The following is a 26,269-nucleotide window of genomic DNA, read 5'->3' on the forward strand; positions in this document are numbered from 1 at the left end:
CGCCGGCCACCTTCGCGGCGATGCCGGCCATCCGTGCGCGAGCCCGTCGCCCGCCACTCAACAGGTTGCATTTTAAAACTAGTTTCCCTACACTCCGAACAAGTTTCAAATTGCAACTACATTGCGTGAGGCCACCATGGGGTCGTCCTGTCGTTCCGGCACCGTTGCATCGAACGCGCGAACCGATGCGATTCATCCGGCCGACGGCGGCCGCCTGTCGTCGGCGCGCGTCGCGCTGCTGGCCGTCTGCTGCGCGGCGAGCGTCGCGAACGTCTACTACGCGCAGCCGCTGCTCGATTCGATCGCGCGGGATTTCGGCGTGTCGCAGGCCGCCGTCGGCGGCGTCATCACCGCGACGCAACTCGGCTGCGCGCTCGCGCTGCTGTTCGTCGTGCCGCTCGGCGACCTGCTGAACCGCAAGCACCTGATCGCCGTGCAGCTTCTGCTGCTGACTGCGGCCTGCATCGGCGTGGCCGCCGCATCGACACGCGTCGCGCTGCTGGCGGGAATGGTCGCGGTCGGACTGCTCGGCACCGCGATGACGCAAGGGCTGATCGCATGCTCGGCCACGCTCGCCGGCGCAGGCGAACGCGGGCGCGTGGTGGGCGCCGCGCAGGGCGGCGTCGTGGTCGGGCTGCTGGCCGCGCGCTCGGTGGCGGGCGTCGTCACCGACATCGCCGGGTGGCGGGCCGTCTATCTCGTATCGGGTGCGCTCGCGATCGCGATGCTGGTCGTGCTGTCGCGGCTGTTGCCCGATCGGCACGCACCGCGCGAACGCATCGGTTACGCGGCGCTGCTGCGCTCGATGGTGTCGCTGCTGCGCGATGAACGCGTGCTGCGCGTGCGCGGCGCGATCGCGCTGCTGATGTTCGCGGCGTTCAGCATCTTCTGGAGCGCGCTCGTGCTGCCGCTGAGCGCGCCGCCGCATGCGATGTCGCACACGCAGATCGGCGCGTTCGGCCTCGTCGGCGCGCTGGGTGCGACCGCCGCTGCCCGCGCGGGGCGGCTCGCGGACCGCGGGCGCGGCGAAGCGACGACCGGCGCCGCACTCGCGCTGCTTGCCTGCGCGTGGCTGCCGCTCGCATTCGGCAATACGTCGATTGCGCTGCTGATCGTCGGCATCGTGCTGCTGGACGTCGGCGGACAGGCCGTGCACGTCGTCAACCAGAGCATGATTCTCGGCGCGCGGCCCGACGCGCATGCGCGCCTGGTCGGCTGCTACATGCTGTTCTATTCGATCGGCAGCGGGCTGGGTGCGCTCGCGGCGACGATGACGTATGCGCGCGCCGGCTGGACGGGTGTCTGCGTGCTCGGTGCGGGAGTCAGTGTGGCCGCGCTCGGCGTGTGGGCCGCGACGCTGCGGCGTGCATGATGCGCGCCGGCCGTGCGGATGGAACGGGAAAAGCCGGCCCGCCCGAGACGGGCGGCCGGCTCGCGAACCGGCCGCGCACGTGTGCCGGTCGGGTTTTCGGTTCGGCTTCGGTTCGGCTTCGGTTCGGCTTCGGTTCGGCTTCGGTTCGGCTTCGGTTCGGCTTCGGTTCGGCTGCGGTTCGCTGCGGTTCAGCGGCGCGATGCGCGCCGCGGGCGGTCAGCCCGCCGCCTGAATCGCCTCTTCGTACACGCCGGCCACGCGTCGCGCGATCACCGCGTTGTCGAAATGATCGCGCGCATAGCGCTTGCATGCGGCCTCGTCGGGCAGCGCGATCGCGCCCGACAGCGCACCGCCGAGCCCTTCGGCGATCGCATCGGCCCCCGTCGACGGCAGCACGAGATCGCTCGACAACCCGGCGACCGCCTCCGGCAGCCCGCCGACCGGCGTGACCAGAACCGGCGTGCCGGATGCCAGCGATTCGACGGTGATCAGCCCGAAGCCCTCGAGCGCGACCGTCGGCACGACGCTGACCGTCGCCGCGCGGTATAGCGCCGCGAGATGATGGTCGGGTACGAAGCCGAGCAGCTTCACGTTGTCCTGCAGCCCGGCTTCGTCGATACGCTGCTGCAGTTCCTCGCCGATCTTGCCCTTGCCGGCGATCAGCAGCAGCACGTCGGGGTGACGGCGCTTGACGAGGCCGATCGCGTCGATCAGGTCCTCCAGCCCCATGCGCCGCACGAGCCGGCGCACGGCCAGCACGATCGGCCGGTCCTGCGGCAGTTGCAGCTTGTGCCGCGCCTCGGCGGGCGTGAGCGGCGTGTCGAACTGCGCGGTATCGACGCAGCCCGGAATCACGCGCACCCGCGACGGATCGATCCCGTAGCGGTGCGTCAGGATCTGGCCGAACGCCTGCGACAGCACGATCAGCCGCGACGAGCGCGTATAGACCGCCTGTTCGAGATAGCGCTTCGCGCGCTGCCCGAGCGACGCGGCGCCCTCGACCTGGCTTTCGTCGGCCCACGGCCCCTGGAAGTGCGACACCTGCGGAATCCCGCGCGTCACGTCGAGGCCCGGGAACGTATAAAGCGCGAAGTGCGACGAAATCACGTCCGGCCGCTTGCTGCGGATCTCGTCGCGCAGCGCGCGCCGCGCGGCGAGCATCCGGCGCGCGAGCGGCTGCGACGCGGGCCCGAAGCCCTGGATCGCGCCGCCCGTGTCGTCGGCGACCTTCGGCGAGCCGGCGACGAGCCCGCGCACCTCGACGCCCGCGCCGGGCAGCGCGCCGACGAGCGAGTAGTACATCCGGTCGAGGCCGCCCGCGCGTTCGGGGAACCAGTGCATGCCGATCTGCAACGATTTGATCGGCCGGGAAGAGTGGGACATCACGGTTGCTCCTGCGTGATTGCATGCTCGACCCGCTCGAAAGCGGACGGCTGCGAGGGTTGGCCGATGCGCCGGTAAAGCGCGACGTACTGGGCGCCCATGTGGGCCCAGCCGAAACGGGTCATCAGTTCGCGGGCCGCGTCGCCCATCGCGCGACAGGTGTCGCGCGACGCCGCGAGCGCGCCGATCGCCTGCGCGAGCGCGGCCGGATCGTCCGGATCCTCCAGCACGATCCCGCATTCGCGCGTGATGATTTCCGCGCCGCCCGCCGTGCGCGCGGTGACGACCGGCAAGCCGGCCGCCATCGCCTCCAGCAACGACAGGCTCATCGCTTCGTAGCGCGACGGAAAGACATACGCGTCGACCGAGCGCATCAGCGTCGGCATGTTCTTCACGAGCCCGAGGAAATGCACGCGCGAATCGATGCCGAGCGCACGCGCTTCTTCCGGATACGGGCTGCCGGGCAAGTAGCCCGCCACCGCGAGATGCACGTTCGCGGGCAGCTTCGTCAGCGCCTTCAGCACGGTGCCGAGGTTCTTGCGCGGCGTGCGCAGATCGCCGACGAACAGCAGCAGGAACGCGTCGGCCGGCAGCTTGAACGCCGCGCGGTCGGCCTGCGCGCCCGCGAACGCGCTCGTATCGACGCCGTTGTAGATCACGCTGATCTTGCGGCTGTCGATGCCGAGCCCGGCGATCTCGTCGGCCACCTTCTGCGACACGGCGGTGATCGCGCGCGAACGCTTGTACGCCCAGCGCTCCAGCACGGTATTCACGCGCGTATAGACGTACTGGTAGGCCGACCACAGCCCCTTGGCTGGCCCGAACGGATAGTACGGACTCTTGAACCAGCCGCCGTGCACGAAGTGCGCGGTATTCACGTCGGCCTTGATCCACGAGATGAAGCCGTTCACGTGCAGCACGTCGTATTCGCTACGGTGCGCGCGCAGCCACGCCGCGCTTTTCAGCGCGAACACCTGCTGCTTGACGAGATTCGACGGCCAGAAGCCGCCGACCTTCACCGGCACCCAGCGTACGCGCGGATCGGCCAGCAGCTCGGGCGCGACATGCGACGCGACCAGCGTGACCTCGTAGTTTTCGGCCAGCGCCGCGCGCGCGATTTCGTAATTGACGCGGCCCTGCCCGTCGTTGTGTCGCACGACGTGCGTGACGATCGCGATTCTCAATGGTCGCCTCCCCGTGAACGCGCGGCGGCCAGCAGGCGTTGCGCCTTCTGCCAGTGCGCCGCGGCAAGTATCGAAAAAATGGCCGTGAACATCAGCAGGCCGCCGGTGCCGATCAGCGAGTTCGTGAACACGAGCATCGCGAAGGTCGACAGGCACAGGCTCAGGCAGGCGCCGACGAACTTGTCCTTGCGCAGCTTGAACGCCGCGCGCAGCGTGCGGCCGAACAGCATCACGACGCCGGCGAGATACAGCAGCGTGCCGGGCCAGCCGAGCACGAACGGCACGTTCATCACGCCGCTGTCGAAGCTGCCGTACTTGCCGAGCTCGCCGCTGTCGCTCGACAGCTTCGTGGACGCGCCGGTCGCGCCCATTCCTTCGCCGGCGACGTCGGTGAACGCCGTCTGCGCGAAGGTCGCGTAGAACTTGTTGCGGTCGTCGTAGCTGCGGTCGTCCTTCAGGTTCGTGATCGACTGCAGGCGCTGGCCGAGCCGGTCGGCCACCGGCCCGACGGTCAGCAGCGGCACGCACAGCCCCACCAGGACGACGCCGCTGATCAGGATCCGCATCCGCACGCGATTGCTCGATTGGACGAGCTGGATCGCGAGCGCGATCACCCAGCCGCCCCAGGTCGAGCGCACGAGGCACAGCGCGAACGACACGAAACCGGCCGCGCCCGCGAACCAGCGGATCTTCTGCGGCGCGACCAGCACGAACACCAGCGCGCCCATCATCGCGAACGCGAACGGCCCGGACGAATTCATCGTGCTGAACACGCGCACGCCGTACGGCACCGGCTCGCCCTGCGAGCCCATCTGCGAGCCGACCATCCACAGCACGTCCCATTGCGGCATCACGAAGTACTGCACGACGCCGTACACGCCCATCACGAGCATGCCCCACATGAAGGTGGACAGCAGCACGTCGCGATACTCCGGATAGTCGCGCGCATTCACCATGACGTGAAAGCCGATCAGGATCGGGTACAGCCAGTTCGCGAGGTCGTAGGTCGCGGCCATCACGCCGCTCGACACGATCCCGACGAGGTACGCATACACGAGCCCGAACAGGATCAGCAGCACCGGAATCCCGCGCCGCTGCGCGAGCACGCGGTAATGCCGGATGAGCCCCAGGCCGGCGATCATCGTCACCGCGAGCGGCGCGACCTGGATCAGGCTCGTCGGCGTGAACGCGCCCTTCGACCAGTCGGCCAGGCGCCGCACTTCCGGGCTCAGGAACCACACCCACCACATGAAGCCGACATAGCGCGCCGGGCTCTTGAAATACAGCCAGATGCCGACCCCGATGGCCAGCACCGGGAACGCGAGCGTCAGCACCTTGCCCTGGTGGATCGCGATCAGCGCGGCGGTCAACGTCCACAGCCCGGCCTGCCCGGCCCAGTGCTTCGGCTCGGCGAACCAGCTGCGGGCGCGCGACGGCGCGCGTTCGGCGGCAATCGTACTCATCGGTCCGCGCTCACTGCGACGAAGGGTGCGAATCGGCGAGCGGCATCGCGACGCCGGCCGCCGCGGGCGTGCGGCGCCGGCGCAGCATGTCGCGCGTGATCCGCACGTGCTGCTCGGCGAACGCCTGCGTGGTCAGGTCGCGCTCGCGCAAGCAGGCAGCCGCCGCCCGCGCGCAGTCGAGCGCCGCCGCCGGATCGGCGACGAAGCGGTCGGCGGCCTGGCGCATCGCCTGCGCGTCGAACGCCGGCACATACGCGGCCGTATCGTGCGGGAAGTAGTCGCTCAGGCCGCCCACGTCGGACACGATCATCGGCTTGCCGACGGCCGCCGCCTCGAGCATCACCGTGATGCCCGACGCGTGGAAATTCGGCCGCAGCGGCACGACGATCACGTCGGCCCACGCGTACAGCTCGTGCTGCTTCGCGAGCCCCGACGCCGGGCCGATCTTCACGTTCGGCGCGTGCCATTCGCGCGGCACGCGGCGGCGCGTCGCGAGCCGCACGTCGTAGCGTTCGTCGCCGCCGAACGCGGCGAGGAACGTGCGCCAGTCGCGGTCGCGGTCGTTGCCGATCGCGGCGATCCGCAACGGCCGGTTCGGCTGCCACTGCTTCGGCTCGACCGGCGGGAAATCCTGCGTGTTCAGTCCGTAATAGACGAACTCGGCCTCGCGCCCGAGATAGCGGCGGCACAGGTCGGCATTGTCGCGAGCGAGCGTGGTCAGCGCGTCGGCGCGCGCGAGCAGCTTGCGGTACAGCCAGCGGCGCGGGGCGCCGAAGCTGCCCCACTTGTCGAACAGCCACACGCTCTGCGCGAGCAGCAGCGGGCGCTTGCCCTGCTCGCCGGCGAGCTTCAGGATCAGCGCGGCCGCCAGATGCTCCTGCTCGGTGTGCGTCCAGATCACGTCGGTCGCGAGCAACGCCGCGCGATTGCGCCACGCATGCACGACGTCGAAGCCGAGCGCCGCCTTCAGCGCGCGGCGCGCGATGCTCACGACGCGGTTCTCGCGGCCGTCCTGCGAATAGGTCAGCCGGAATTCGTCGGATTCGGCGTGGTGATAGCCGTACAGGCAGCCGATGTCGTCGCCTTTCCGGTAGGTCCGCGGATCGGCGCCGTAGAACAAATGGACGTGAACGTTCGTTGCAGCCTTCGTGGTCATGCGAGCCCTCCGGGCATGGCCGCGCGCGACGCGCGCAGGCCGTTCAAGACGTCACCGGCGGCATCGCCGCGCGGTGGGGGGCAAGGTCGGTGCGACGCGCATCGCGCGCGCCGCGGCGCACCGCGCGCCAGTGCGCGAGCACGCGGGCACGCCGCGCGGTCGGCAGCGCCAGCAGCACGTGCGCGAAGCCCGGATAGACGCGCGTGCCGACGAGCGTCCACCACCACCACGCGATCTCGCGCCGCAGCGGCGGCAGATGCTCGCGCAGCGTCAGTTGCAGGTTGTACGCGCCGTTGCTGATCGCGTTCAGCGACGCCGCATCGCGCCGGTCGTCGTCGAAGCGCTCGGCCGGGAAATGGTCGACCGCGATCGCCGGGTCGTACAGCAGCGTCCAGCCCGCGCGCCGCACTTCCATGCTGAACGCCATGTCGTTGTGCACCTGCGCGCCGGCGCCGCGCAGCCGCGTGTCGAAGCGCAGCCGTTCGATCGCCGCGCGGCGGTAGCTCATGTTCGCGCCTTTCAGCATGTCGACCGCGCGCGCGCCGCCGACGCCGAGGTGATGATTGCCGACGATCTTGCCCGACAGCATCAGCTGGCCGACGCGCTCGCGCGATTCGTCGAGCAGGCGGCCCTTCTCGTGCACCCAGTCGCGCCCGCCGACCGCGCCCACGCGCGGGTCGGACAGGAACGCGGCTTCGATGCGCGCGAGCCAGTCGGGGTGCGGCGCCGCATCGTCGTCGGTGATCGCGACGATGTCGCCGTTCACCGAGTCGAGCCCCTTGTTCAGCGCGGCGACCTGCCCCGCCACCTCCACCGGCACGATGCGCAGCGGCAGCGCGCCGCCGACCGCCGGATCGGCGAGCCGTTCGTGCGTGGCGTCGTCCTCCGGGCGCGCGACGACGATCACCTCGTCGGGCAGCCGCTGCTGCCGCTGCAGCGCCAGCAGGCAGCGCGCGAGGTCGGCGGGACGCCGATAGGTCGGAACGAGCACGGAAATTTTCATCAAGGATTCTCCAGCCGGCCGGGCAGGCGCCGCTCGCGCCGGCCCGGTGTCGTGAAATGCGATCAGGCGCTCAGGTATTCGTGCACGGCCGCATAGCCGCGGCCGTAGCCGCGCGCCTTCGGCGGCACGCCATTGAAGATGCCGCCTTCCAGATCGACCCCCGCGGTGCGCAGGCGCTTGATCGCATCGGCGATCTCGCCTTCGGTATGCATGCCCGAGCGCAGCACGAGGAACGTCGAGCCGGCCATGCGGCCGATGATCGTCGCGTCGGTCACCGCCAGCACCGGCGGCGAATCGATCAGCACGACGTCGTAGCGCTTGCCGAGCCCTTCGAGGTATTGCGGCAGGCGCGCCGACATCAGCAGCTCCGACGGGTTCGGCGGGCGCGTGCCGGCCGCGATGAACGACAGGCCCTGCACCGGCGTCTCGCGCACGGCGTCCTCGAGCGGCGACTGATCGCTCAGCAGCTCGGACAGGCCCGGCTGCACCGTCAGGCCGAAGTAGCGGTCGAGCATCCCGCGGCGCATGTCGGCGTCGATCAGCAGCACGCGCTTGCCCGAATGCGCGAGCAGCACCGCGAGGTTCACCGTCAAAAAGCTCTTGCCGATGCCCGGGGTCGGGCCGGTCAGCACGATCACGCGGTTCTTCGCGTCCATCATCGCGAACTGCATCGCGGTGCGCAGGCTGCGCATGCTTTCGACGCTCAGGTCCTTCGGACGCAGGCTCGCGAGGATCGGCCGCGCACGGCTGCCGCCCTTCTCCGCGGCCGCGTCGAGCTTCACCTGCTCGGCGCTGAGCGGCACCAGCCCGTACAGCGGCAGGTTGAACGCGCGCTCGATGCGGTCCGGATCCTCGATGCCCTGGAACAGGTTGCGACGCAGGAACACGACGCCCGTGCCGAGGATCAGCCCGAGGAACACGGCGGCCGACAGGATCAGCACCTTCTTCGGCTTGACCGGCGCGCCCGGACGCAGCGCCGAATCGATGAGATGGATGTTGCCGCCCGTGCCGGCCTTCTGCACCGACAGCTCCTGCACGCGGTTCAGCAGCAGCACGTAGATGTCCTCGGCGACCTTCGCGTCGCGCTGGAGCTGGACGGCCTTCACCTCGGTCGCCGGCAGGCTGCGGAAGCGGTTGCTGAACTTCTCCTTCTCGCCCTCCAGTTCCGCGAGCTGCTGCTTCGCTGCGATCACCATCGGATGCGAATCGGTGAAGCGCTGCGCGAGCGACGCGAGTTGCAGCCGCTGCGCGGCGATCTGCTGTTCGTACTGCACGCTGCCTTCGAGGTAGACCTTCGCCTCGTCGCTCGCGTTGATCGAGCCCGACGTGCGCTGGTATTGCGTGAGCGCGGCTTCCGCGCGTTCGAGGTCGGCCTTCAGGCGCGGCTCCTCGCCCTTCAGGAAGTCGAGCATCTTGGTCGCTTCCGCCTGCTTCGCGACCACGTGCTGGTTCAGGTACGACTGCGCGAGCGCGTTCGCGATCGCGGCGGTCTGGTCCGGGTCCTTGCCTTCGAGCGAGATCTGCACGACGCCCGTCTGCTTGCCCTGCTCGCTCACCTGGATGCCGGCCTGGAAGCCGCTGATCGCGTCGAGATCGTTGTAGCGCACCACCGTGAATTGCGTGCCGGGGCGCGCGACGAGCTTGCTCACGAGCAGCGTCACGCCGCCGCCCTGCGCCGATTCGCCGACGCGGCCGGCCAGCAGCCGCGTGCCGTTCTCGTCGACGAGCGAATAGGTGCCGTTCGGGCCGGCCGTCAGCGTGAGCTTCTTGCCTTCGAGCGCCGGCACGACGCTGATCGAATCGACGTCCGCGACTTCGCCGCCCCACGCATACGACTTCAGCCCGAGCCACGGCCGCGACGGCACGCCCGGCGTCGCGACGCGCGCGGCGAGGCTGCCGATCACCGGCAGCGTCTTCGGTGCGACCGAGAAGTTCAGCTTGAACTGCTCGACGACCGGCGTGACGACGCCGCGGCTCTTGATGATCTCGATTTCGGCATCGGTCGGCGCCTGCTGCGGGCCGCTGTTGATCGACGCGCCCGTCTGCGTCTGCGTGAGCGCCTGCGACGTGTTGTCGTTGCCCTCGATCCGCACGTGCACGTCCGCCTGGTAGACCGGCTTCGCGATGAAGCAGTAGAGGCCGGCGAGCGCGACGACCGTCACCGCGATGCCGAGCAGCAGCCAGATGTCGTCCATGATGACCTGGAGCAACTGGCCGAGAACGACGTCCTCTTCCTCGGTCTTCGCGGTCAGGTCCGCGTAGGAGTGTTTCGCTTGCGTGTTCACCATTCGTTCCCGCTTGAGTGGTGCCGGGGGGCGGGCGCCGCCCCGGCGGGCTATCAGCGCGTGATCTGCCGCATGTAGAAGATCGTCTGGATCGTCGGCAGCACCTGCTGCAGCACGCGGTTGAACTGCACCGAGCTGGCCGTGCTGACGTAGACGACGTCGAGCGGCTGAAGCGGGAAGCGGCTCGACAGCATCAGCGCATCGGGCTGCGTCATGTCGAGACGGAACACTTCAGGCTTCGTCGGGTTGTCGCGCATCCCGCGCATCACGTAGATCTTGCGCGGGTTCGCATCGGTGTCGAGAATCCCGCCGCCCGCGGTCAGCGCGTCGGCGATGGTCAGCTTGCCCTTGAGCATCGGCACCGTGACCGGCGTCTTGACCTCGCCCATGATGAACACGCGGCTGTCGCTGCGATCCGGCACGTTGACGATGTCACCCGGCTGCAGCATCACGTTCTGCTTCACCTCGCCGCGATCGAGCACGCCGTTCGCGTCGAGCGTGTACAGCTTGCCGTCGCGCGTCAGGCGCACGCGCTGCAGGTCGGCCTCGGCGGTCGAGCCGCCCGAGCGCGAGATCGCGTCGACGAGCGTGAGCGGCACGTCGCTCACCGCGAGCGGGCCCGGCTGCTTCACCTCGCCCGTCACCTGCACCTTCTGGCTGCGGAACGACAGCACGCGCACGTCGAGCTGCGGGTTCTTCACGTAGCGCGCGAGGCTGGACGCCATCTCGTCGCGAATCTGCGCGACCGTCTTGCCCGCCACGCGAATGCGGCCGACGAACGGGAAGAAGATCGTGCCGTCGGCGGCGACCGTCTGGCCGTACGGATCGGCCTGCCCCGGCAGCGCGGTCGTATACGGCTGCTGCAGCGCGCCCGCGACCGATTGCGTCGTGTTGCCGCCGCTCGAGAACGACTGGCCCTGCGGCGTCGTCAGCTCCGGGTGGTCCCACACGGTGACGCCGAGGATGTCCTGCGGGCCGACGCGATACGTGTACTGCGACGGATCGGTATAGCGCCCGGGCGGCAGCGGATGATCGACCTGCGCTTTCTGCAACTGGTCCATCACCACTTTGGCGTCGATGTAATGAACCGGATAGGTTTCGGCCGCTTCCTGCCGGCCTTCGTCCTTCAGGTTCGACGAGTCGAGGTAGTTGCCGGGCGCGGTTGCACAGGCCGACAGGAAAGTCGTCAGCGCGACGGCAAGCGCCACCGGGCGCATCGGGCGTTTCAGCATAGTTTCTGTAGCCATCCTTGAACCAGACGTTCGATCAGTGAGTAGCTCTCGCGGTAGTCGGCCTCGGGGCCGCCGTGCGGGTCCGCGATCTCGGCTCCTTCCCACTTGCCGAGCAGGTGAACCTTGCCGCGCGCGAACGGATCGACCGCTTCGACGGCCGCGATCTGTCGACGCTCGCTGACGAGAATCAGGTCGGCGTCGCGCACGATCCGGCGCGACAGCCGCCGCGAGCGATGGGTCGTCGCATCGACGCCCCGCTCGGCGAGCAGTTGCCGCATCACCGGATCGATGCCGTCGCCGTCGTTCGCGTGGACGCCGGCCGAATGGAACGTCGGGCGCGGGCCGCCGCGCGACGCGGCGTGCGACTTGAACAGCATTTCCGCCGCCGGGCTGCGGCAGACGTTCGCGTGGCAGACGATCAGGATGTTCCGGAACATGGCGTCTCGCAACGAGTGACGAAAAACGGGTTACGCGCTGGCGCGCGCGGCGCCCGGCACGCGCGCGGCGACGGCCTGGCGCGAGCCCGGCCGGCCGATCGGGTGGTACTCGATGCCCTGCTCGCTCATCGTCTCCGGCTCGTACAGGTTGCGGCCGTCGAAGATCACCGGCGCCTTCCACAGGCGGCCGAGCGCGACGAAGTCGGGGCTCTTGAACGCCTTCCATTCGGTGACGATCACGAGCGCGTCGGCGTCGCGCGCGGCCTGCGCCTCGTCGTCGACGAAGGAGAGGCGTTCGAGCCAGCTCGGGTGATCGGCGAGATCGAGCGCGATCACGCGGCGCGCTTCCTGCTGCGCGACCGGGTCGTATGCGGCGACGCGCGCGCCGCGCGACAGCAGCTCGGCGATCAGCTCGCGGCTCGGCGCTTCACGCATGTCGTCGGTGTTCGGCTTGAACGCGAGGCCCCACAGCGCGAACGTGCGGCCGCTCAGGTCCTCGCCGAAACGCGCGACGATCTTCTCGGCGAGCACGCGCTTTTGCGTCGCGTTGACCGACGACACGGCCTTCAGGATCTGCAGCGACTGGCCGTGCTCGTCGGCCGTGCGGATCAGCGCCTCGACGTCCTTCGGGAAGCACGAACCGCCGTAGCCGCAACCGGCGTACAGGAAGTGATAGCCGATGCGCGGATCGGAGCCGATCCCGCGGCGCACGGCCTCGATGTCCGCGCCGAAGCGGTCGGCGAGGTTCGCCAGTTCGTTCATGAACGAGATGCGCGTCGCGAGCATCGCGTTCGCCGCGTATTTCGTGAACTCGGCCGAGCGCACATCCATGTACAGCGTGCGTTCGTGATTGCGGTTGAACGGCGCGTAGAGCTTCTTCATCAGCTCGCGGGCACGCTCGCCCGGCACGTCGTCGTCGCAGCCGATCACGATGCGGTCCGGCCGCGTGAAATCGTCGACGGCCGCGCCTTCCTTCAGGAATTCCGGATTCGACACGACCGAGAACATCTGGTCGCCGCCGCGCTTCGCGAGCTCCTCGGCGACCGCCGCGCGCACGCGCTCGGCCGTGCCGACCGGCACCGTCGACTTGTCGACGATCACCTTGAAGCCGGTCATGTAGCGGCCGATGTTGCGCGCCGCCGCGAGCACGTATTGCAGATCGGCCGAGCCGTCCTCGTCGGGCGGCGTGCCGACCGCGATGAACTGCACGTCGCCGTGCGCGACCGCGGCCTCGATGTCGGTCGAGAAGCGCAGGCGGCCGGCCGAGCGGTTGCGCGCGATCACTTCCTTCAGGCCCGGTTCGTGGATTGGCACGCCGCCGTCGTTCAGGATGTCGATCTTTGCCTGGTCGACGTCGAGACAGAACACGTCGTGCCCGATGTCGGCGAGACAGGCGCCGGTGACAAGCCCTACGTAACCGCTGCCGATGATAGTCAGATTCATGATGTGTCGGACCCCTTGACCAATGATTCGAAATTCGGAAAACCGGAATGCCTGCGCGACCCGGCGCGTCGGTGTCAGTACGCGTTGCTGCCGGTGAAGCCTTTCCACAGCGTCAGCACGACGATCTTGATGTCGAGCCAGAACGACCAGTTCTGCATGTAGTACAGGTCGAGCTTCACGCGGCCCATCATCTTCTCGATCTGGTCGGTCTCGCCGCGATAGCCGTTGATCTGCGCCCAGCCGGTGATGCCGGGCTTGATCCGGTAGCGGAACATGTAGCCCTTGACCAGATCCTTGTAGATGTCGTCGTGCGCGAGCGCATGCGGGCGCGGCCCCACCACGGACATCTCGCCCTTCAGCACGTTGATGAACTGCGGCAGCTCGTCGAGGCTCGTGCGGCGCAGGAACCGGCCGACCGGCGTCACGCGCGAGTCGTTCCTGGTCGCCTGCGTGACCTGCCCGGCCACTTCCTGGTGCACCTTCATCGAGCGAAACTTGTAGATCTCGAACTCGTGCCCGTCGATGCCCTTGCGCTTCTGCCGAAAAAACACCGGCCCGCGCGAGGTCAGCTTGATCAGCGCTGCGATCAGCACCATCACCGGCGCGAGCGCGGTGAGCGCCGCCAGCGCGAACAGCCGGTCGAACACGAACTTCGGCAGGATCCGCACGTCGGTGATCGGCGACGCCGCGAGGTTGATCGCCGGCACGCCGAGCACCTCGACCACTTCCTGGTTGAAGAACGACAGCGTGCGCACGTCCGGGATGAAGCGGATGTTCACGAAGTCGTGGCGGAACACCGTCACGATCTGGTGAATCCGGCGCTCCTCCGTGATCGGCAGCGTGAGCCACAGCTCGCTGATCGCGCGGCTGCGCACCAGCCACACCAGCGATTCGAACTGCCGCTCGATGCGCACGTCGTCGAGCGCGACTTCGCCCGGCGCCTCGCTTTCGTCGTACACGCACACCGGGTTGAAGCCCGCTTCCGGCCGCGCGCGCATCTGCGCGATCAGCCGCCGCGCCGCCGGCGTGCCGCCGACGATCGCGACCGCCTTCAGGTTGTAGCCGCCGCGGCGCAACTGCCGCAGCACGACGTGCACGCAGGCCTTCGAGCCGGCGAGCAGCGCCATCGTCACGAGCGCCCAGTAGCCGAGCCACAGCCGCGACAGGTCGCCCGACTGGTGAAAACTGAAACTCATCAGGATGCCCGCGAGCTCGACCGCGAGCCACGCGAACGCCACGCGCACCACCAGCCCGACGAGACGCTTGCCGCGCCACGACTGGTAGATGCCGACGGCCGGAAAGAACACGACGACCAGCAGGCAGTCGAACAGCACCGTCGTGCGCTGCAGGTCGTTGAGCCCGATGCTGCCGTCGTGCAGCGCGGCCGCGATCAGCGCGCCCGTCACGACCATCGCGATATCGATGACTCTCGCCAGCACGCTCAACATGTCTGTTTCCTCTTCTTTGAACAGGCGTTTGCCGAACAGCGCCTTGCGCGACCCGTGCCGCACATTCGATTCAAACGTTGCATGACGCTATTGAAGCGACAAGAAAATTCCGCCTCAAGCGCACAAGTATTTCGAAAAATAATCGGAAATTCTTGCCGCGATCTTTTTTAATTAAATCGGCAGGTTTTCCCGAATCGGTCGGGAACGGGGATTTTTTCTCGATCTTTTCGCTTCCCGTTCACCCTTTGCGGGCGGGCATGACAGGCCGATGCCCGGAATTATTTTTTATTTTTTTATTTGCGACCGGTGCTACCGCGGAAAATTCTCCCGGATCGCGGCGCGGCGGATATCCTGCATTGGGTCCGGTTTTATTGTCGATTTACTTCATGCTACAACGACAGGCACTGACTTCAACCGTGGAGAGTGTCATCATGAATGCTCCGGCAGTGGTCGCCGAAACGCGCCATTCTTCTTCCGCCGCACCCGTCGTCGGCACGCCCGCCGTCGGTACCCGCCTCGCCGTGCAGCCCGTGATTCTCGCCGGCGGTTCCGGCACACGCCTGTGGCCGATGTCGCGCGAGCGCTTTCCGAAACAGCTGATCGGCCTGCTCGGCGATCATTCGCTGCTGCAATCCACCGCACTGCGCCTCGACGGCCTGACGGCCGATCATCCGCTGAACGACGACGTGCTGATCGTGTGCGGCGAGGATCACCGCTTCACGACCGCCGAACAGCTGCGCCTGACGGCCAAGAACGCGACCATCATGCTCGAGCCGCTCGGCCGCGACACCGCGCCCGCGCTGACGCTCGCCGCGTTGCGGCTCGTCGCCGGCGGCAACGACGCGGTGATGACCGTGATGCCCGCCGACCACGCGGTCGCGGACGTGCCGCGCTTTCACGCGGCCGTCGCGGCCGGCGTGCACTGCGCGGCGCAAGGCAAGATCGCGACGATGGGCATCGTGCCGAAGCACGCGGAAACCGGCTACGGCTACATCCGCGTCGGCGCGCCGCTGGGCGACGCCGGAACGGGCACCCTCGACGTCCGCCGCCTCGACCGTTTCGTCGAGAAGCCGCACCTCGAACTCGCGCAGCAGTACGTCGCGTCGGGCGAATACTGGTGGAACAGCGGGATCTTCATCGTGCGCGCGTCGGTCTGGCTGAAGGCGATCAGGCAGCTCGAACCCGAGATCTACGCGGCCTGCGAACAGGCCGTCGCACAGGGCAAGGAAGACGGCGATTTCTTCCGCGTCGATCGCGATGCGTTCGCCGCGTCGCCGTCGAACTCGATCGACTACGCGGTGATGGAACCGCTCGCGAGCCTGCCGCAACTGTGCGAAAGCGTCGTCGTGCCGCTCGACGCGGGGTGGTCGGACGTCGGCTCGTGGGACGCGATCTGGCAGATCTCGCCGAAGGACGATGCCGGGAACGTCGGCCGCGGCCACGTGCTGTTCGAAGGCGCCGACTCGACGTTCGCGCATTCGGAAAGCCGGCTCGTCGCGTGCGTCGGCACGCAGAACCTGGTCGTCGTCGAAACGCCCGACGCCGTGCTCGTCGCGGATAAATCGCGCGTGCAGGACGTGAAGAAGATCGTCGGGCACATCAAGGCGCGACAGGGCACCGAGGCGACCGATCACCGCAAGGTGCATCGTCCGTGGGGCCACTACGACTCGGTCGACATGGGCGAGCGTTTCCAGGTGAAACGCATCGTCGTGAAGCCGGGCGCGCAACTGTCGCTGCAGATGCACCACCACCGCGCCGAACACTGGATCGTCGTGCGCGGCACCGCGCGCATCACGCGCGGCGACGAAACGTTCCTGCTGTCCGAAAACGAATCGACGTACATTCCGCTCGGCGTCTCGCACCGCCTGGAAAACCCGGGCAAGATGCCGCTCGAACTGATCGAGGTGCAGTCGGGCGCGTATCTCGGCGAGGACGACATCGTCCGCTTCGACGATACCTACGGCCGGCAGTAACGCGGCATGCAACAAAGGGCGCCGCTTCGACGGCGGCGCCCGGGCAACGCGGACAGCGAGACACTGCAGTTCCGCGCGGGCGTCGTGGCACACGACGGGCCGCGCATGACACGGCAACGGCGATCAGCCCACGCGGTACGCGTATTCGCGATGCTCCGACTGCACGGGATCGTTGCGGCTTTCCGACAACGCGCCCGCGCGGCGCTCGGCGATGAAGCGCTTGATGTCCGATTCCGCGCGCGCCAGCGCCGACAAACCGGCCAGCACTTCGCCTTGCGGCTCGCACGCCGGTGCGTCGCTCGCCCCGTGGCGATCGATCCACTGGCGCGCCCAGTCGAGCGCGTACTGCTCGGCTGCCTCGGCATCGGTGAAGCGCGGGCCGATCAGGCCCGAGCGTTCGACCCGACGGTCGTCCTGCGAGATCTCGGCCCACGCGCGATACATCAGGTTCTGCACGGGCTGCGCGATGCCGCTGATCGTATAGCCGCGATACTCGTCGACCTGCGGCTCGGCCGCGGCGAAGCTCGCCGCCGACGCCCGCGCATGCCGCAACTCCGTGCCCGGCGCGCCGGGCACGGTAAACGACACGGCGGCGCGGCCGTCCATCTGGTCGTCCGCCATCGCGCTCAGCGACGCACCCTCGCCCTGCCAAACGTTTGCCTGGGCAACTGGCAATTGCCACGATTCGGGGTTCTGCCAGAACACGCCGCGCAAACGGTCGTTGTCGGGCGCGGGCTCCGCCCGGCGGGCCGGCACGACGGCCTCCGGCGGCGGCGGAATATACGCGAACGTGCGCCCGCTGAACTGGGTCAACACGTCGATCATCTTCAGCAGCGTGCCGTTCGCGAGCCACTCCTCGTAGCGACGACGGCACGTCGGCCCGGACGGATAGCGGCCGGGCAGCTTGGACCAGGCTTCCCCGGTCGTCAGGATCCAGAGCACCGCGTTCGCGACGACGCGCGGTTCGGCACGTGGACGCCCACGACGGTTCAGCCTGATGGGTTCATCGGCGATCAGCGCTGAAAGGCGAAACCACTCTTCATCGTTAAGCTCATCGAAGAACATAGTCGATCTCTCCACGCAGCCAGGCCGGGGCTGCGATTGGCGGCGCCGTCACGACACATCGCGTCGCGGGGCGGCCAGGTTGCACATTATGGTTATCCGGCGTTGTGCATACCGGGCGACACCGCACTTTCACGGTGCCGCGATTCCCGGCAATGGCGCACAAATCGCGGTCTCACTCCAATGTGGGAATTTTTGTGCACGAAGCATACCATCCTCAGGGTTTATCTCAATATGACAATGACTTAATGTTACGTACTGAAACAACCTGCCATGGGCGGGCAATCCATTTACGCTTGATTTTTTTTGCGGGATCTTTATGCCGGCGGCTGGAAAGGCCCGTCCGGCGGGGCTCCGCAGCATCTGAAGAATGCCGCGCAACCGGGGGTTACCGCCTGGTCCGCCCCTCCTGGCAACAATCTCCGATACCGTTTCCCGAAATCGGTAAATCAGGGGAAAATTCGTAACAAGATATTCACGAATCGGTAAATCATTCAATTTGCGTTGAATCAAATTATCTCCACGCACAATCTCTTTATTATTTCTCCGCGAGTAATGAAAAGACGCTGACGCAATGCGTCCGATGTGTCCCCGCATGCAAATCCGTCACGCTTGTTACAACTTCGCGGCAACCGGCAGACAGCCGCGCCGCACGACGTGCGGGGCGGCTGCTGGCCCGCAGGGACGGAAAGGAGAAAGCCGGCGTGGGCGGCGCGCGGCGGTGGCGGCGGCGCTAGCGCAGATCGCCGACCAGCGACGCGCTCACGTCCGCGTCGATGCGCTGCGCCGGCATCGTGTAGGCCGGGTGATCGCAGCCGATCGATAGCGCCGCCCCGCCCTTGAGCGCCGCGCGCATCGGCGCGTCGAACTCGAAGCGGACGAAGTGCACGGCCGACGTCTTCTCCGCGTTCTCGCGATCGAGATCCTCGTCGGCGATCGCGTAGACGCTCGCATGCCCGTCGACCCGCAGGTACACGCGATCCTCGACACCGATCAGCCGCGCGAGCGCCGCGCGCCGTTCGATCTCGTGCTCGTACTCGATCTGCATCGTCGCCTTCAGGTTGGTGCCGTCCGGCACCAGCGGCAGATACGCATCGAGCTCCCCTTCGATGCCGGCTTCGTCGAAGATCTTCTCGATGTGCAACATCTCGTGGATCTGATAGCGGATCGTCGTCTCGTCCTCGAACAGGAAGCGCAGGTGGTTGCCCAGCGCCACCGCGCGGCGGCGCTTGTACGCGACGAGCCGCGCATGTTCGGCCTTGCGGATCTTCGCGTACGCTTCGAGCGTCAGCAGGGAGTCGCGGGTCAGCGTCATGGATGTCCTCGTGGATGGCCGGCCGCGGCTCAGATGCCGTACGCGCGCCGCAGCAGCGTCAGCGGATGCGCGAGCGGCGCCGGCGACAGCCCGTTCTCGTCGATGCCCTGCACGATGTGATGGCCGGCGAGCGCGCAGTCGGACGACACGACGTCCGGCCGCGGCTCGGCCATCGCCTTGAATACCGGCGCGCCGATCCGCATCGCATCCGCATGAAATGCCTTCTTCACGCCGAACGTGCCCGCGTGGCCCGAGCAACGCTCGACGACGTTCACGCGCGTATCGGGCACGAGCGACAGCGCATCGGCCGTCTTTCGGCCGATGTTCTGCACGCGCGCATGGCACGGCACGTGATACGACACGGTGCCCAGGCCGGTCTTGAAATCGGTCTTCAGCAGCCCGTCGCGATGCCGCGCGATCACGTATTCGAACGGGTCCCAGAACGCGTCGGCCACCGCGCGCACGGCCGCGTCGTCGGGGAACATCAACGGCAGCTCGCTCTTGTACATCAGCACGCAGCTCGGGATCGCGCCGATCAGCGCATAGCCTTCACGGGCGTAGCGTTCGAGCACCGGGATGTTCACCGCCTGCTTCGCGGCGACGCCGGCGAGGTTGCCTTGCTCCAGCAGCGGCATCCCGCAGCACGCTTCGCGCGTGACGAGTTCGTACGGGATGTCGTTGTGCGCGAGGATCGCGAGCAGGTCGTGGCCGATTCCCGGCTCGTTGAAATTCACGTAGCACGTCGCGTAGATCGCGACCTTGCCGGGCGTGCGTTCGCCGTCGCGCACGGGCGGGTTCGCCGAGCGCCCGGCCGCGCGCCGGAACGTGCGCGGTGCGAATTCCGGCAGCCACGCGTTGCGATCGACGCCGAGCGCCGCTTCGAGCGCGTGGCGTGCGGGCGGCGTGCGGTTCACCGCGTTGATCGTCTGCGTGACGACCGGAATGCCGGCGAGATGGCCGAGCGCATCGGTATTGGACAGCACCTTGTCGCGCAGCGTCGCTTCGCCGCGCTTGTAACGCGCGGCCTTGCCGCGCAGCATCAGGTGCGGGAAGTCGACGTTCCATGCATGCGGCGGCACGTACGGGCATTTCGTCATGTAGCAGAGGTCGCACAGATAGCACTGGTCGACGACCTTGCGGAACGCTTCCTTCGGCACGTCCTCGATGTCGCCCATCGGCGTGTCGTCGACCAGGTCGAACAGCGTCGGAAACGCGCCGCACAGCGACACGCAGCGCCGGCAGCCGGCGCAGATGTCGAATACGCGGGTCATTTCCGCATCGATCTCGGCCTGGTCGTAGAACGCTTCGGACTGCCAGTCGAGCGGATGCCGGGTCGGCGCTTCGAGACTGCCTTCCTTGTGGGGCATGGGGCGCTCCCGCATGGCGCGCATGTGCGCAAGCGCACCGCCCGCGCGAGGCGGGCGGCGATGAACGAACAGCCGGCCGCGTGCCGGTCGCGCGGGAGATGCCGTGCGACCTGCGGCGGCCCGTCAGTCGACGAGACTGTCCAGCGCCTTCGTGTAGCGGTTCGCGTGGCTGCGTTCGGCCTTCGCGAGCGTCTCGAACCAGTTCGCGATTTCGTCGAAACCTTCGTCGCGCGCGGTCTTCGCCATGCCCGGATACATGTCGGTGTATTCGTGCGTTTCGCCGGCGATCGCCGATTCGAGATTCAGCCGCGACGAACCGAACGGCAAGCCCGTGGCCGGATCGCCGACGGTTTCCAGGTATTCGAGATGGCCGTGCGCGTGGCCGGTTTCGCCTTCGGCGGTCGAGCGGAACAGCGCGGCGACGTCGTTCTGCCCCTCGACGTCGGCCTTCGAAGCGAAATACAGATAGCGCCGATTCGCCTGCGATTCGCCCGCGAAGGCGGCCTTCAGGTTCTCTTCGGTCTTGCTGCCCTTGAGTTGAGCCATTTGCGCCTCCGTTCGAGTCGGCGCGGCCGCGTGCGACGCCGGGCCGATCAGATATGTGGGGAACGATGCGTGCGCCGGGCGCGCGTCGTGCTCTTCAATCTAGGCGCTTCCGTTCGCATCCCCCAATAGGCTTTTTCAATGCGGGCGATAGTGCCGGGGGCGGGTCGCGGGCGACGCGCGGTGCCGCGCGCTCCGCTCATGCACGGGGGCCGCGTCACGCATCCATCGCGCGCTTGAGCAGCAATTCGCGCTCACGCTCGTTGCGCGTCAGTTCCGCCGCGCGGCGGAATTCCAGCTTGGCCTCGTCGGCGCGACCGAGCTTCGCGAGCAAATCACCGCGCACGCTCGGCAGCCAGTGATAGCGCGCGAGCGCCGGATCGTCGCGCAGCACGTCGACGAGTTCGAGCGCCGCGGCCGGCCCGAACGCCATGCCCACCGCCACCGCGCGATTCAGCTCGACGACCGGCGACGGCGCGACTTCGGCGAGCGCGTCATACAACGCGACGATCTGCGCCCAATCCGTGTCCGCCGCATGCCGCGCCCGCGCGTGGCACGCGGCGAGCGCGGCCTGCAGCGCATACGGCCCGCGCACGCCGCCAAGCTTCGTCGCCCGCTCCAGCGCCGCGAGGCCGCGCCGGATCAGCAGCGGATCCCAGCGGCTGCGGTCCTGGTCGAGCAGCAGCACGGGCCGGCCCTGCGCGTCGACACGGGCATGCATGCGCGACGCCTGCAGCTCCATCAACGCGACGAGCCCGAGCACTTCGCTTTCGTCCGGCGCGAGCCCGGCCAGCACGCGGCCGAGCCGCAACGCCTCGTCGCACAGCGCCGGGCGCATCCAGTCGTCGCCCGCCGTCGCCGCATGGCCTTCGTTGAACACGAGATAGATCACTTCGAGCACGGAGGCGAGCCGCGCGGGCCGCGCATCGGCAGCCGGCACCTCGAACGGCACGTGCGCCGCCGCGAGCGTGCGCTTCGCGCGCACGATCCGCTGCGCGATCGTCGGCTCCGGCGTCAGGAATGCGCGCGCGATCTCGCCCGTCGTCAGCCCGCCGAGCAGCCGCAGCGTCAGCGCGACGCGCGCGTCGGTCGACAGCACCGGGTGGCACGACGTGAAGATCAGTCGCAGCAGGTCGTCGCCGATGTCGTCGTCGCGCGCGTCGGCGAGCGCATCCGCGATGTCGGGAACGACGTGCGCTTCGAGCGCGTCCATCTCGTGGCCGAGCTGGTCGCGCTTGGCCGCATGAAGCGACTCCTGCCGGACCCGGTCGAGCGCGCGACGCTTCACGGCCGTCATCAGCCACGCGGCGGGGTTGTCGGGCACGCCATCGACGGGCCAGTGCTCGAGCGCCGCGACGAGCGTGTCCTGCGCCAGTTCCTCGGCCACGCCGACGTCGCGCACCACGCGCGCGGCGCGCGCGATGATCTTCGGCGCCTCGATTCGCCAGACCGCTTCGATCGCACGATGCGTGGCCTCATGCGTCACGACGCCTGCCCCTGGGCGGACGCATCGAGCGGCATGGCCATCAGCTCCCACGTATGGCCGTCCGGATCGGTGAACCCGTGGCCGTACATGTTCGGATACTCGCGCGGCGCCTGCGGCGCGGCCCCGCCGGCCGCCAGCGCCTTCGCGACGAGCGTGTCGACTTCGGCGCGGCTGTCGCACGACAGGCACGACAGCACCTGGATGTGCGTCGCCGGATCGATGATGGTCTTGTCGGTGAAGGTCTGGAAAAACGACCGCACGAGCAGCATCGCGAAAATCGTGTCGCTGATCCTGATGCAGGCGGCCTGCTCGTTGGTATAGGCCGGCACGACCTCGAAGCCGAGCGCCTGGTAGAACGTCTTCGCGCGCGGCAGGTCGGCTACCGGCAGGTTGATGAAAACCATCTTGTGCATGACGGGTGCTCCCGGGAAGGTTGGATTCAGGCGTGGCCGCGGCCGACGTGAAGATCGCGGAACCGCTCGACCGCATCGCTCGGCGTGAGGTCGTCGAGCTCGAACAGCGGCCGCACCTCGATCTCGCAATCGAGCTCGGCGCCGAACGGCGCGGGGAACCGGCGCGTCCATTCGAGCGCCTCGTCGCGCGAGCGCACCTGGATCAGCGTATAGCCGGCGATCAGTTCCTTCGTCTCGGCGAACGGGCCGTCGATCACCGTGCCCTTGCCGCCCGTGTAGCGCACGCGCCAGCCGTGGGCGCTCGGCCTCAGGCCGTTGGCGTCGAGCAGCACGCCGGCCTTCGCCAGTTCCTCGTGATAGACGGTCATCGCCTCGACCAGCCGGTCGTCCGGCAACGCGTCGGATTCGCTGACGGCGTTCGCCCGGATCATGATCATGAATCGCATCGTTCACTCCTTGTCGTCGGTGGAAAGCGGCGCCCGTTCCGCGGCGCCTTACCCTGACGACGGGCGGAACACAGCCGGATCGACACGCGCCACGACAGATCAGGGTAAATACCGAGTCGCGACGCTCACAGGAAGCACGGGCCGACCGCGCGCACCTCGACCGTGCACCACTGCGCGGCCGGGCACTGGCGCGCAATCTCGATCGCTTCCTCGCGCGTGTCGACGTCGACGACGAAGAAGCCGCCGACCATCTCCTTCGCCTCCGCGAACGGGCCGTCGAGCAGCCGCGTCTCGCCGTCGCGCACCTGCACGCGCGTGCCGCGCTCGGACCGCTCCAGCGACTCGACGCCGCGCAGCACGCCGCGCGCCTTCAGCGACTCGGCGAAATCGACCATCCGCGCATAGAGCGCCTGGCCTTCGTCGAGCGTGCGCTCGGCGCGCTGTTCGGTCGGTTCGACAATCAACAGCATGTAAGACATGGATTTCTCCTGTGGGAACGGGGCGCGGCGGCATGCAGCGGACGAGCGGTACACGATGCCCGGTGCGAAAGCGTAACAGCCGCGGAGCGGCTTGCCGCATCGTTGGCCAACCGGCAATGGCCGAACGGCCATTTCGACCGCAGCCTGACATTTTGCCTTCAAGATGCGGTCCCGAACTGTCGGATTTTCATCCTGTGGACCGCCCCATGTCACGCCCGCTGCCCCTGTTTGCCGTCGCGCTGTTCGCCGTGCTGTTCGTCGTGCTGCCCGTGGCCTTCTGCGCCCGACCGCCCCCCGCCGCGCCGCGAGTCAGCAGCGGCTGCGGCGGCGCGGCCACGGCGATTACCGAGATCCGCCGCGCCGGCGGTCCGTCGCCGCTCGCCGGGCAAACGACGTCGATCGAGGCGGTCGTCACCGCGGCGTTCGGCGGCGCCGACGGCTTGGGCGGCTTCTTCGTCCAGCAGGCCGACGCACGGCGGCAGCGCCGGCCGGGCGTTTCGGAAGGCCTGTTCGTCTACGCGCCGAACGCGCGCGCCGAACCCGGCGATCTCGTGCACCTCACCGGCAAGGTCGACGAGCGATACGGCCGGACGCAGTTGACGCTGACGGGCCGCGTGGCCGTCTGCGCCCGCGGGCAGACGGTCACGCCGGCCGCGCTCACGCTGCCGGTCACGTCGCCCGCCGTCCTCGCCGCACACGAAGCCATGCGCGTACGCCTGCCGCAAACGCTGACGGTCAGCGATACCTACGAACTCGGCCGCTACGGCAGCATCGTGCTGAGCAACGGCCGGCTGCGCGTGCCGACCCAGGTCGCGCCGCCGGCCGGCGCTGCCGCGCAGGCAGCGGCCAACGCATTGAATCGCATCGTGCTCGACGACGGTTCGAACCGCCGCGACCCGCCGACCGTCCGCTATCCGCCGCCCGCGCTGAGCGCCGCCAACACGCTGCGCGCGGGCTACACGGTACGCGGCGTCGAAGGCGTGCTCGAGTTGCGCTACGGCACATGGCGGCTGCAACCGGCGGCCGGCACGGCGCCCGTATTCGATGCCGCCGCGAACCCGCGTACCGCGGCACCGGCCCGGCATCCCGATGCCGACGTGCGCATCGTGTCGTTCAACGTCTTCAACTATTTCAACGGCGACGGCCATGGCGGCGGATTCGACGCGCCGGCCAATCGCGGCGCGAAAACACCGGCCGCGTTCGCGCGCCAGGAAGCGAAGATCGTCGCGGCATTGCGCGCGCTGCGCGCCGACGTGATCGGGCTGATGGAAATCGCGAACAACGGCCACGGCGACGCGAGCGCCATCCGTCGGCTCGCCGCGCAACTCGGCGACGGCTGGCGCGCGGTCGATCCCGGCACCGCGCGGCTGGGCCGCGACGCGATCACGGTCGCGCTGCTGTACGACAGCCGCACGGTCGAGCCGGTCGGGCGCGCCGCCACCGTCTCGCTCGGCGGCCGGCACCGCCCGCCGCTCGCGCAGACGTTCCGGCGCATCGGCGGCACGCGTGCGCTCACGGTCGCGGTCAATCACCTGAAGTCGAAGAACTGCCCGCATGCGAGCGGCGCCGATCTCGACCAGTCGGACGGCCAGGGCTGCTGGAACGCGGCGCGCACGCGGGCGGCCGCGCGCGTCGCCGACTGGCTCGCCACGTCGCCGACGGGCGTCGCGGCCGACGGTGTGCTGCTGATCGGCGATCTGAACAGTTATGCGAAGGAAGACCCGGTCCGCACGCTCGAAGCGCGCGGCTACGCGAACCTGGTCGCGCGCTTCGTCGGCGATGCTGCGTACAGCTACGTATTTCGCGGCGAAGCCGGCAATCTCGACCATGCGCTCGCCACGCCGCCGCTCGCCGCGCGCGTGAAGGCCGTGCGGTTCTGGCACATCAATGCGGACGAACCGCTCGCGCTGCAACCCGTGCCCGATTATAAAACGCGTGCCCGACGGGCGGCTTATTACGCGCCGGACGCCTACCGCGCGTCAGACCACGATCCCGTCGTCATCGACGTCGCACTGAACGACACCGGCACCCCGCCGGCATCAGGCACGAATCGTGCGCCTCCACCGGGCGTCGAGTAGTGCATTTGCATCAACAACCAACCTGCAACGGCACTATTTACCTGATGCCCGTGGCGGCGCCATATTTACCGGACCTTCACTGCGACCCGCTGCTCGACACGCTGTATCGCCCCGAAGCACGAAATTTTTTCAACCGCTGCGCCGCCCCGCGCGACGGGGCTTCCCGGCGATTCCGTCGACGAATTGAAAATTTGTCTCGAAACTCAATCGGATCAAGTGAATCACATAAGTTGCAGCGATTCTTCTTATCTTCAAATTGCCTTGAATCAAAGGAGGATAAACACCATGGCGCTTACCGACTCGATCGAACACAAGCTGGACCGCGGGCTGTCCGATATCCGTCGCACCGGCCGACGCGTGGGCCGCACGACGCGCGCGGCTGCCCGCGATCTGCATGACGACGTGACCGACGATCTGCGCGGGCTGGTCGACGAACTGGAAGATCTGCTGAAAAACGATGGCGACGGCGATATCGCCGCGCTGCGCAAGCGCGTGCAATCCCGGCTCGACGAAGCGCGCGGCGCGCTGGACTACGCATCGGGCAGCGCGGCCGCCCGGCTGCGCGAATCGGCCGAACGCGTGTCGCAGGCCGTGCACGACAACCCGTGGCAAACCGCCGGCGTCGTCGCGGGCCTTGCGTTCGTTGCGGGCTTGCTGCTTTCCCGCCGTTGAACGGGGCGGCGTGCACCGCCGCCCGCCTC

General features: G+C 68.2%; 23 protein-coding genes. 4 read left to right on the plus strand and 19 right to left on the minus strand.

All coding sequences use genetic code 11. The features are described from left to right. Positions 1–136 precede the first annotated feature (136 nt). Entirely contained in the window at positions 137–1,372 is a 1,236-nt protein-coding gene (locus AC3IFE_RS03290) for an MFS transporter (protein ID WP_489189591.1), read from the plus strand. Positions 1,373–1,588: 216 nt separating this feature from the next. Here the strand turns inward: AC3IFE_RS03290 and AC3IFE_RS03295 are convergent, their stop codons facing one another. The 10 genes from AC3IFE_RS03295 to AC3IFE_RS03340 form a co-directional block, all read right to left on the minus strand. Continuing rightward, positions 1,589–2,755 (minus strand): glycosyltransferase family 4 protein, encoded by a 1,167-nt coding sequence (locus AC3IFE_RS03295; RefSeq protein WP_489189592.1) that lies wholly within the window; start codon positions 2,753–2,755, stop codon positions 1,589–1,591. Beyond that, positions 2,755–3,939, minus strand: coding sequence for a glycosyltransferase family 4 protein (locus tag AC3IFE_RS03300; protein ID WP_089469286.1), 1,185 nt, complete (start codon positions 3,937–3,939; stop codon positions 2,755–2,757). Before AC3IFE_RS03300 ends, AC3IFE_RS03295 begins: the two co-directional genes overlap by 1 nt. Then, complete coding sequence (locus AC3IFE_RS03305) at positions 3,936–5,402, minus strand: O-antigen ligase family protein (protein ID WP_089469285.1); 1,467 nt, start codon at positions 5,400–5,402, stop codon at positions 3,936–3,938. Before AC3IFE_RS03305 ends, AC3IFE_RS03300 begins: the two co-directional genes overlap by 4 nt. A 10-nt stretch (positions 5,403–5,412) precedes the next feature. Then, positions 5,413–6,558: a glycosyltransferase family 4 protein gene (locus AC3IFE_RS03310; protein ID WP_489189594.1), complete on the minus strand. Its 1,146-nt coding sequence runs from the start codon at positions 6,556–6,558 to the stop codon at positions 5,413–5,415. A 43-nt stretch (positions 6,559–6,601) separates the two neighbouring features. After that, a complete protein-coding gene (locus AC3IFE_RS03315; protein WP_489189595.1) occupies positions 6,602–7,561 on the minus strand; it encodes a glycosyltransferase family 2 protein in 960 nt (319 codons plus the stop codon). Positions 7,562–7,623: 62 nt separating this feature from the next. Then, positions 7,624–9,849, minus strand: coding sequence for a polysaccharide biosynthesis tyrosine autokinase (locus tag AC3IFE_RS03320; RefSeq protein ID WP_301738548.1), 2,226 nt, complete (start codon positions 9,847–9,849; stop codon positions 7,624–7,626). Positions 9,850–9,899: 50 nt separating this feature from the next. Then, a complete protein-coding gene (locus AC3IFE_RS03325; protein ID WP_089469281.1) occupies positions 9,900–11,078 on the minus strand; it encodes a polysaccharide biosynthesis/export family protein in 1,179 nt (392 codons plus the stop codon). Further along, a complete protein-coding gene (locus tag AC3IFE_RS03330; RefSeq protein ID WP_006482944.1) occupies positions 11,072–11,515 on the minus strand; it encodes a low molecular weight protein-tyrosine-phosphatase in 444 nt (147 codons plus the stop codon). Before AC3IFE_RS03330 ends, AC3IFE_RS03325 begins: the two co-directional genes overlap by 7 nt. 30 nt (positions 11,516–11,545) lie before the next feature. Beyond that, entirely contained in the window at positions 11,546–12,958 is a 1,413-nt protein-coding gene (locus tag AC3IFE_RS03335; protein ID WP_089469280.1) for a UDP-glucose dehydrogenase family protein, read from the minus strand. Positions 12,959–13,032: 74 nt separating this feature from the next. After that, positions 13,033–14,406: an undecaprenyl-phosphate glucose phosphotransferase gene (locus AC3IFE_RS03340; RefSeq protein ID WP_089469447.1), complete on the minus strand. Its 1,374-nt coding sequence runs from the start codon at positions 14,404–14,406 to the stop codon at positions 13,033–13,035. Between the two features lie 431 nt (positions 14,407–14,837). Between AC3IFE_RS03340 and AC3IFE_RS03345 the strand changes: the two genes are divergently transcribed. Next, positions 14,838–16,379, plus strand: a complete 1,542-nt coding sequence (locus tag AC3IFE_RS03345) for a mannose-1-phosphate guanylyltransferase/mannose-6-phosphate isomerase (RefSeq protein ID WP_489189596.1) — start codon at positions 14,838–14,840, stop codon at positions 16,377–16,379. Positions 16,380–16,502: 123 nt separating this feature from the next. Here AC3IFE_RS03345 and AC3IFE_RS03350 read toward each other — a convergent pair whose 3' ends face one another. From AC3IFE_RS03350 to AC3IFE_RS03390, 9 genes are all read right to left on the minus strand, one after another. Then, positions 16,503–17,444 carry a DUF6566 family protein gene (locus AC3IFE_RS03350; protein ID WP_089469278.1) on the minus strand — a complete coding sequence of 314 codons (942 nt, stop codon included), beginning with the start codon at positions 17,442–17,444 and terminating at the stop codon, positions 16,503–16,505. 129 nt (positions 17,445–17,573) lie between these two features. After that, complete coding sequence (locus tag AC3IFE_RS03355; protein WP_489189597.1) at positions 17,574–17,954, minus strand: hypothetical protein; 381 nt, start codon at positions 17,952–17,954, stop codon at positions 17,574–17,576. Positions 17,955–18,174: 220 nt separating this feature from the next. Next, positions 18,175–18,756: a DUF3501 family protein gene (locus AC3IFE_RS03360; RefSeq protein ID WP_089469276.1), complete on the minus strand. Its 582-nt coding sequence runs from the start codon at positions 18,754–18,756 to the stop codon at positions 18,175–18,177. 29 nt (positions 18,757–18,785) lie between these two features. After that, entirely contained in the window at positions 18,786–20,123 is a 1,338-nt protein-coding gene (locus AC3IFE_RS03365) for a heterodisulfide reductase-related iron-sulfur binding cluster (RefSeq protein ID WP_301738546.1), read from the minus strand. A gap of 123 nt (positions 20,124–20,246) precedes the next feature. Then, complete coding sequence (locus AC3IFE_RS03370; RefSeq protein WP_006479492.1) at positions 20,247–20,669, minus strand: rubrerythrin family protein; 423 nt, start codon at positions 20,667–20,669, stop codon at positions 20,247–20,249. 214 nt (positions 20,670–20,883) lie between these two features. Next, on the minus strand, positions 20,884–22,152 hold the full coding sequence (locus AC3IFE_RS03375; RefSeq protein ID WP_175976797.1) for an RNA polymerase sigma factor: 1,269 nt from the start codon (positions 22,150–22,152) through the stop codon (positions 20,884–20,886). After that, the gene (locus tag AC3IFE_RS03380; RefSeq protein WP_301738545.1) at positions 22,149–22,565 is read right to left on the minus strand and encodes a VOC family protein; all 417 of its coding nucleotides are present in this window, start codon (positions 22,563–22,565) and stop codon (positions 22,149–22,151) included. Before AC3IFE_RS03380 ends, AC3IFE_RS03375 begins: the two co-directional genes overlap by 4 nt. 26 nt (positions 22,566–22,591) lie before the next feature. Then, the gene (locus AC3IFE_RS03385; RefSeq protein WP_301738544.1) at positions 22,592–23,011 is read right to left on the minus strand and encodes a YciI family protein; all 420 of its coding nucleotides are present in this window, start codon (positions 23,009–23,011) and stop codon (positions 22,592–22,594) included. Positions 23,012–23,136: 125 nt separating this feature from the next. Beyond that, positions 23,137–23,490 (minus strand): YciI family protein, encoded by a 354-nt coding sequence (locus AC3IFE_RS03390; RefSeq protein ID WP_489189599.1) that lies wholly within the window; start codon positions 23,488–23,490, stop codon positions 23,137–23,139. Between the two features lie 206 nt (positions 23,491–23,696). Between AC3IFE_RS03390 and AC3IFE_RS03395 the strand changes: the two genes are divergently transcribed. Together AC3IFE_RS03395 and AC3IFE_RS03400 are read left to right on the plus strand one after the other, a co-directional pair. Continuing rightward, the gene (locus AC3IFE_RS03395) at positions 23,697–25,568 is read left to right on the plus strand and encodes an ExeM/NucH family extracellular endonuclease (protein WP_489189600.1); all 1,872 of its coding nucleotides are present in this window, start codon (positions 23,697–23,699) and stop codon (positions 25,566–25,568) included. A 285-nt stretch (positions 25,569–25,853) separates the two neighbouring features. Beyond that, a complete protein-coding gene (locus AC3IFE_RS03400; protein ID WP_089469271.1) occupies positions 25,854–26,240 on the plus strand; it encodes an ElaB/YgaM/YqjD family protein in 387 nt (128 codons plus the stop codon). Positions 26,241–26,269: the final 29 nt, after the last annotated feature.

The sequence above is a fragment of the Burkholderia sp. APQ4-4ca genome, from assembly GCF_057837105.1.

Excerpts from the sequence above, each read along its gene's own strand:
- AC3IFE_RS03345 (WP_489189596.1), top strand. The coding sequence starts at position 14,838 with ATGAATGCTCCGGCAGTGGTCGCCGAAACGCGCCATTCTTCTTCCGCC.
- AC3IFE_RS03335 (WP_089469280.1), bottom strand. The coding sequence starts at position 12,958 with ATGAATCTGACTATCATCGGCAGCGGTTACGTAGGGCTTGTCACCGGC.
- AC3IFE_RS03370 (WP_006479492.1), bottom strand. The coding sequence starts at position 20,669 with ATGGCTCAACTCAAGGGCAGCAAGACCGAAGAGAACCTGAAGGCCGCC.
- AC3IFE_RS03400 (WP_089469271.1), top strand. The coding sequence starts at position 25,854 with ATGGCGCTTACCGACTCGATCGAACACAAGCTGGACCGCGGGCTGTCC.
- AC3IFE_RS03320 (WP_301738548.1), bottom strand. The coding sequence starts at position 9,849 with ATGGTGAACACGCAAGCGAAACACTCCTACGCGGACCTGACCGCGAAG.
- AC3IFE_RS03395 (WP_489189600.1), top strand. The coding sequence starts at position 23,697 with ATGTCACGCCCGCTGCCCCTGTTTGCCGTCGCGCTGTTCGCCGTGCTG.
- AC3IFE_RS03295 (WP_489189592.1), bottom strand. The coding sequence starts at position 2,755 with ATGTCCCACTCTTCCCGGCCGATCAAATCGTTGCAGATCGGCATGCAC.
- AC3IFE_RS03310 (WP_489189594.1), bottom strand. The coding sequence starts at position 6,558 with ATGACCACGAAGGCTGCAACGAACGTTCACGTCCATTTGTTCTACGGC.
- AC3IFE_RS03360 (WP_089469276.1), bottom strand. The coding sequence starts at position 18,756 with ATGACGCTGACCCGCGACTCCCTGCTGACGCTCGAAGCGTACGCGAAG.
- AC3IFE_RS03315 (WP_489189595.1), bottom strand. The coding sequence starts at position 7,561 with ATGAAAATTTCCGTGCTCGTTCCGACCTATCGGCGTCCCGCCGACCTC.
- AC3IFE_RS03330 (WP_006482944.1), bottom strand. The coding sequence starts at position 11,515 with ATGTTCCGGAACATCCTGATCGTCTGCCACGCGAACGTCTGCCGCAGC.
- AC3IFE_RS03380 (WP_301738545.1), bottom strand. The coding sequence starts at position 22,565 with ATGCACAAGATGGTTTTCATCAACCTGCCGGTAGCCGACCTGCCGCGC.
- AC3IFE_RS03305 (WP_089469285.1), bottom strand. The coding sequence starts at position 5,402 with ATGAGTACGATTGCCGCCGAACGCGCGCCGTCGCGCGCCCGCAGCTGG.
- AC3IFE_RS03385 (WP_301738544.1), bottom strand. The coding sequence starts at position 23,011 with ATGCGATTCATGATCATGATCCGGGCGAACGCCGTCAGCGAATCCGAC.
- AC3IFE_RS03325 (WP_089469281.1), bottom strand. The coding sequence starts at position 11,078 with ATGCTGAAACGCCCGATGCGCCCGGTGGCGCTTGCCGTCGCGCTGACG.
- AC3IFE_RS03340 (WP_089469447.1), bottom strand. The coding sequence starts at position 14,406 with ATGTTGAGCGTGCTGGCGAGAGTCATCGATATCGCGATGGTCGTGACG.
- AC3IFE_RS03350 (WP_089469278.1), bottom strand. The coding sequence starts at position 17,444 with ATGTTCTTCGATGAGCTTAACGATGAAGAGTGGTTTCGCCTTTCAGCG.
- AC3IFE_RS03390 (WP_489189599.1), bottom strand. The coding sequence starts at position 23,490 with ATGTCTTACATGCTGTTGATTGTCGAACCGACCGAACAGCGCGCCGAG.
- AC3IFE_RS03290 (WP_489189591.1), top strand. The coding sequence starts at position 137 with ATGGGGTCGTCCTGTCGTTCCGGCACCGTTGCATCGAACGCGCGAACC.
- AC3IFE_RS03365 (WP_301738546.1), bottom strand. The coding sequence starts at position 20,123 with ATGCCCCACAAGGAAGGCAGTCTCGAAGCGCCGACCCGGCATCCGCTC.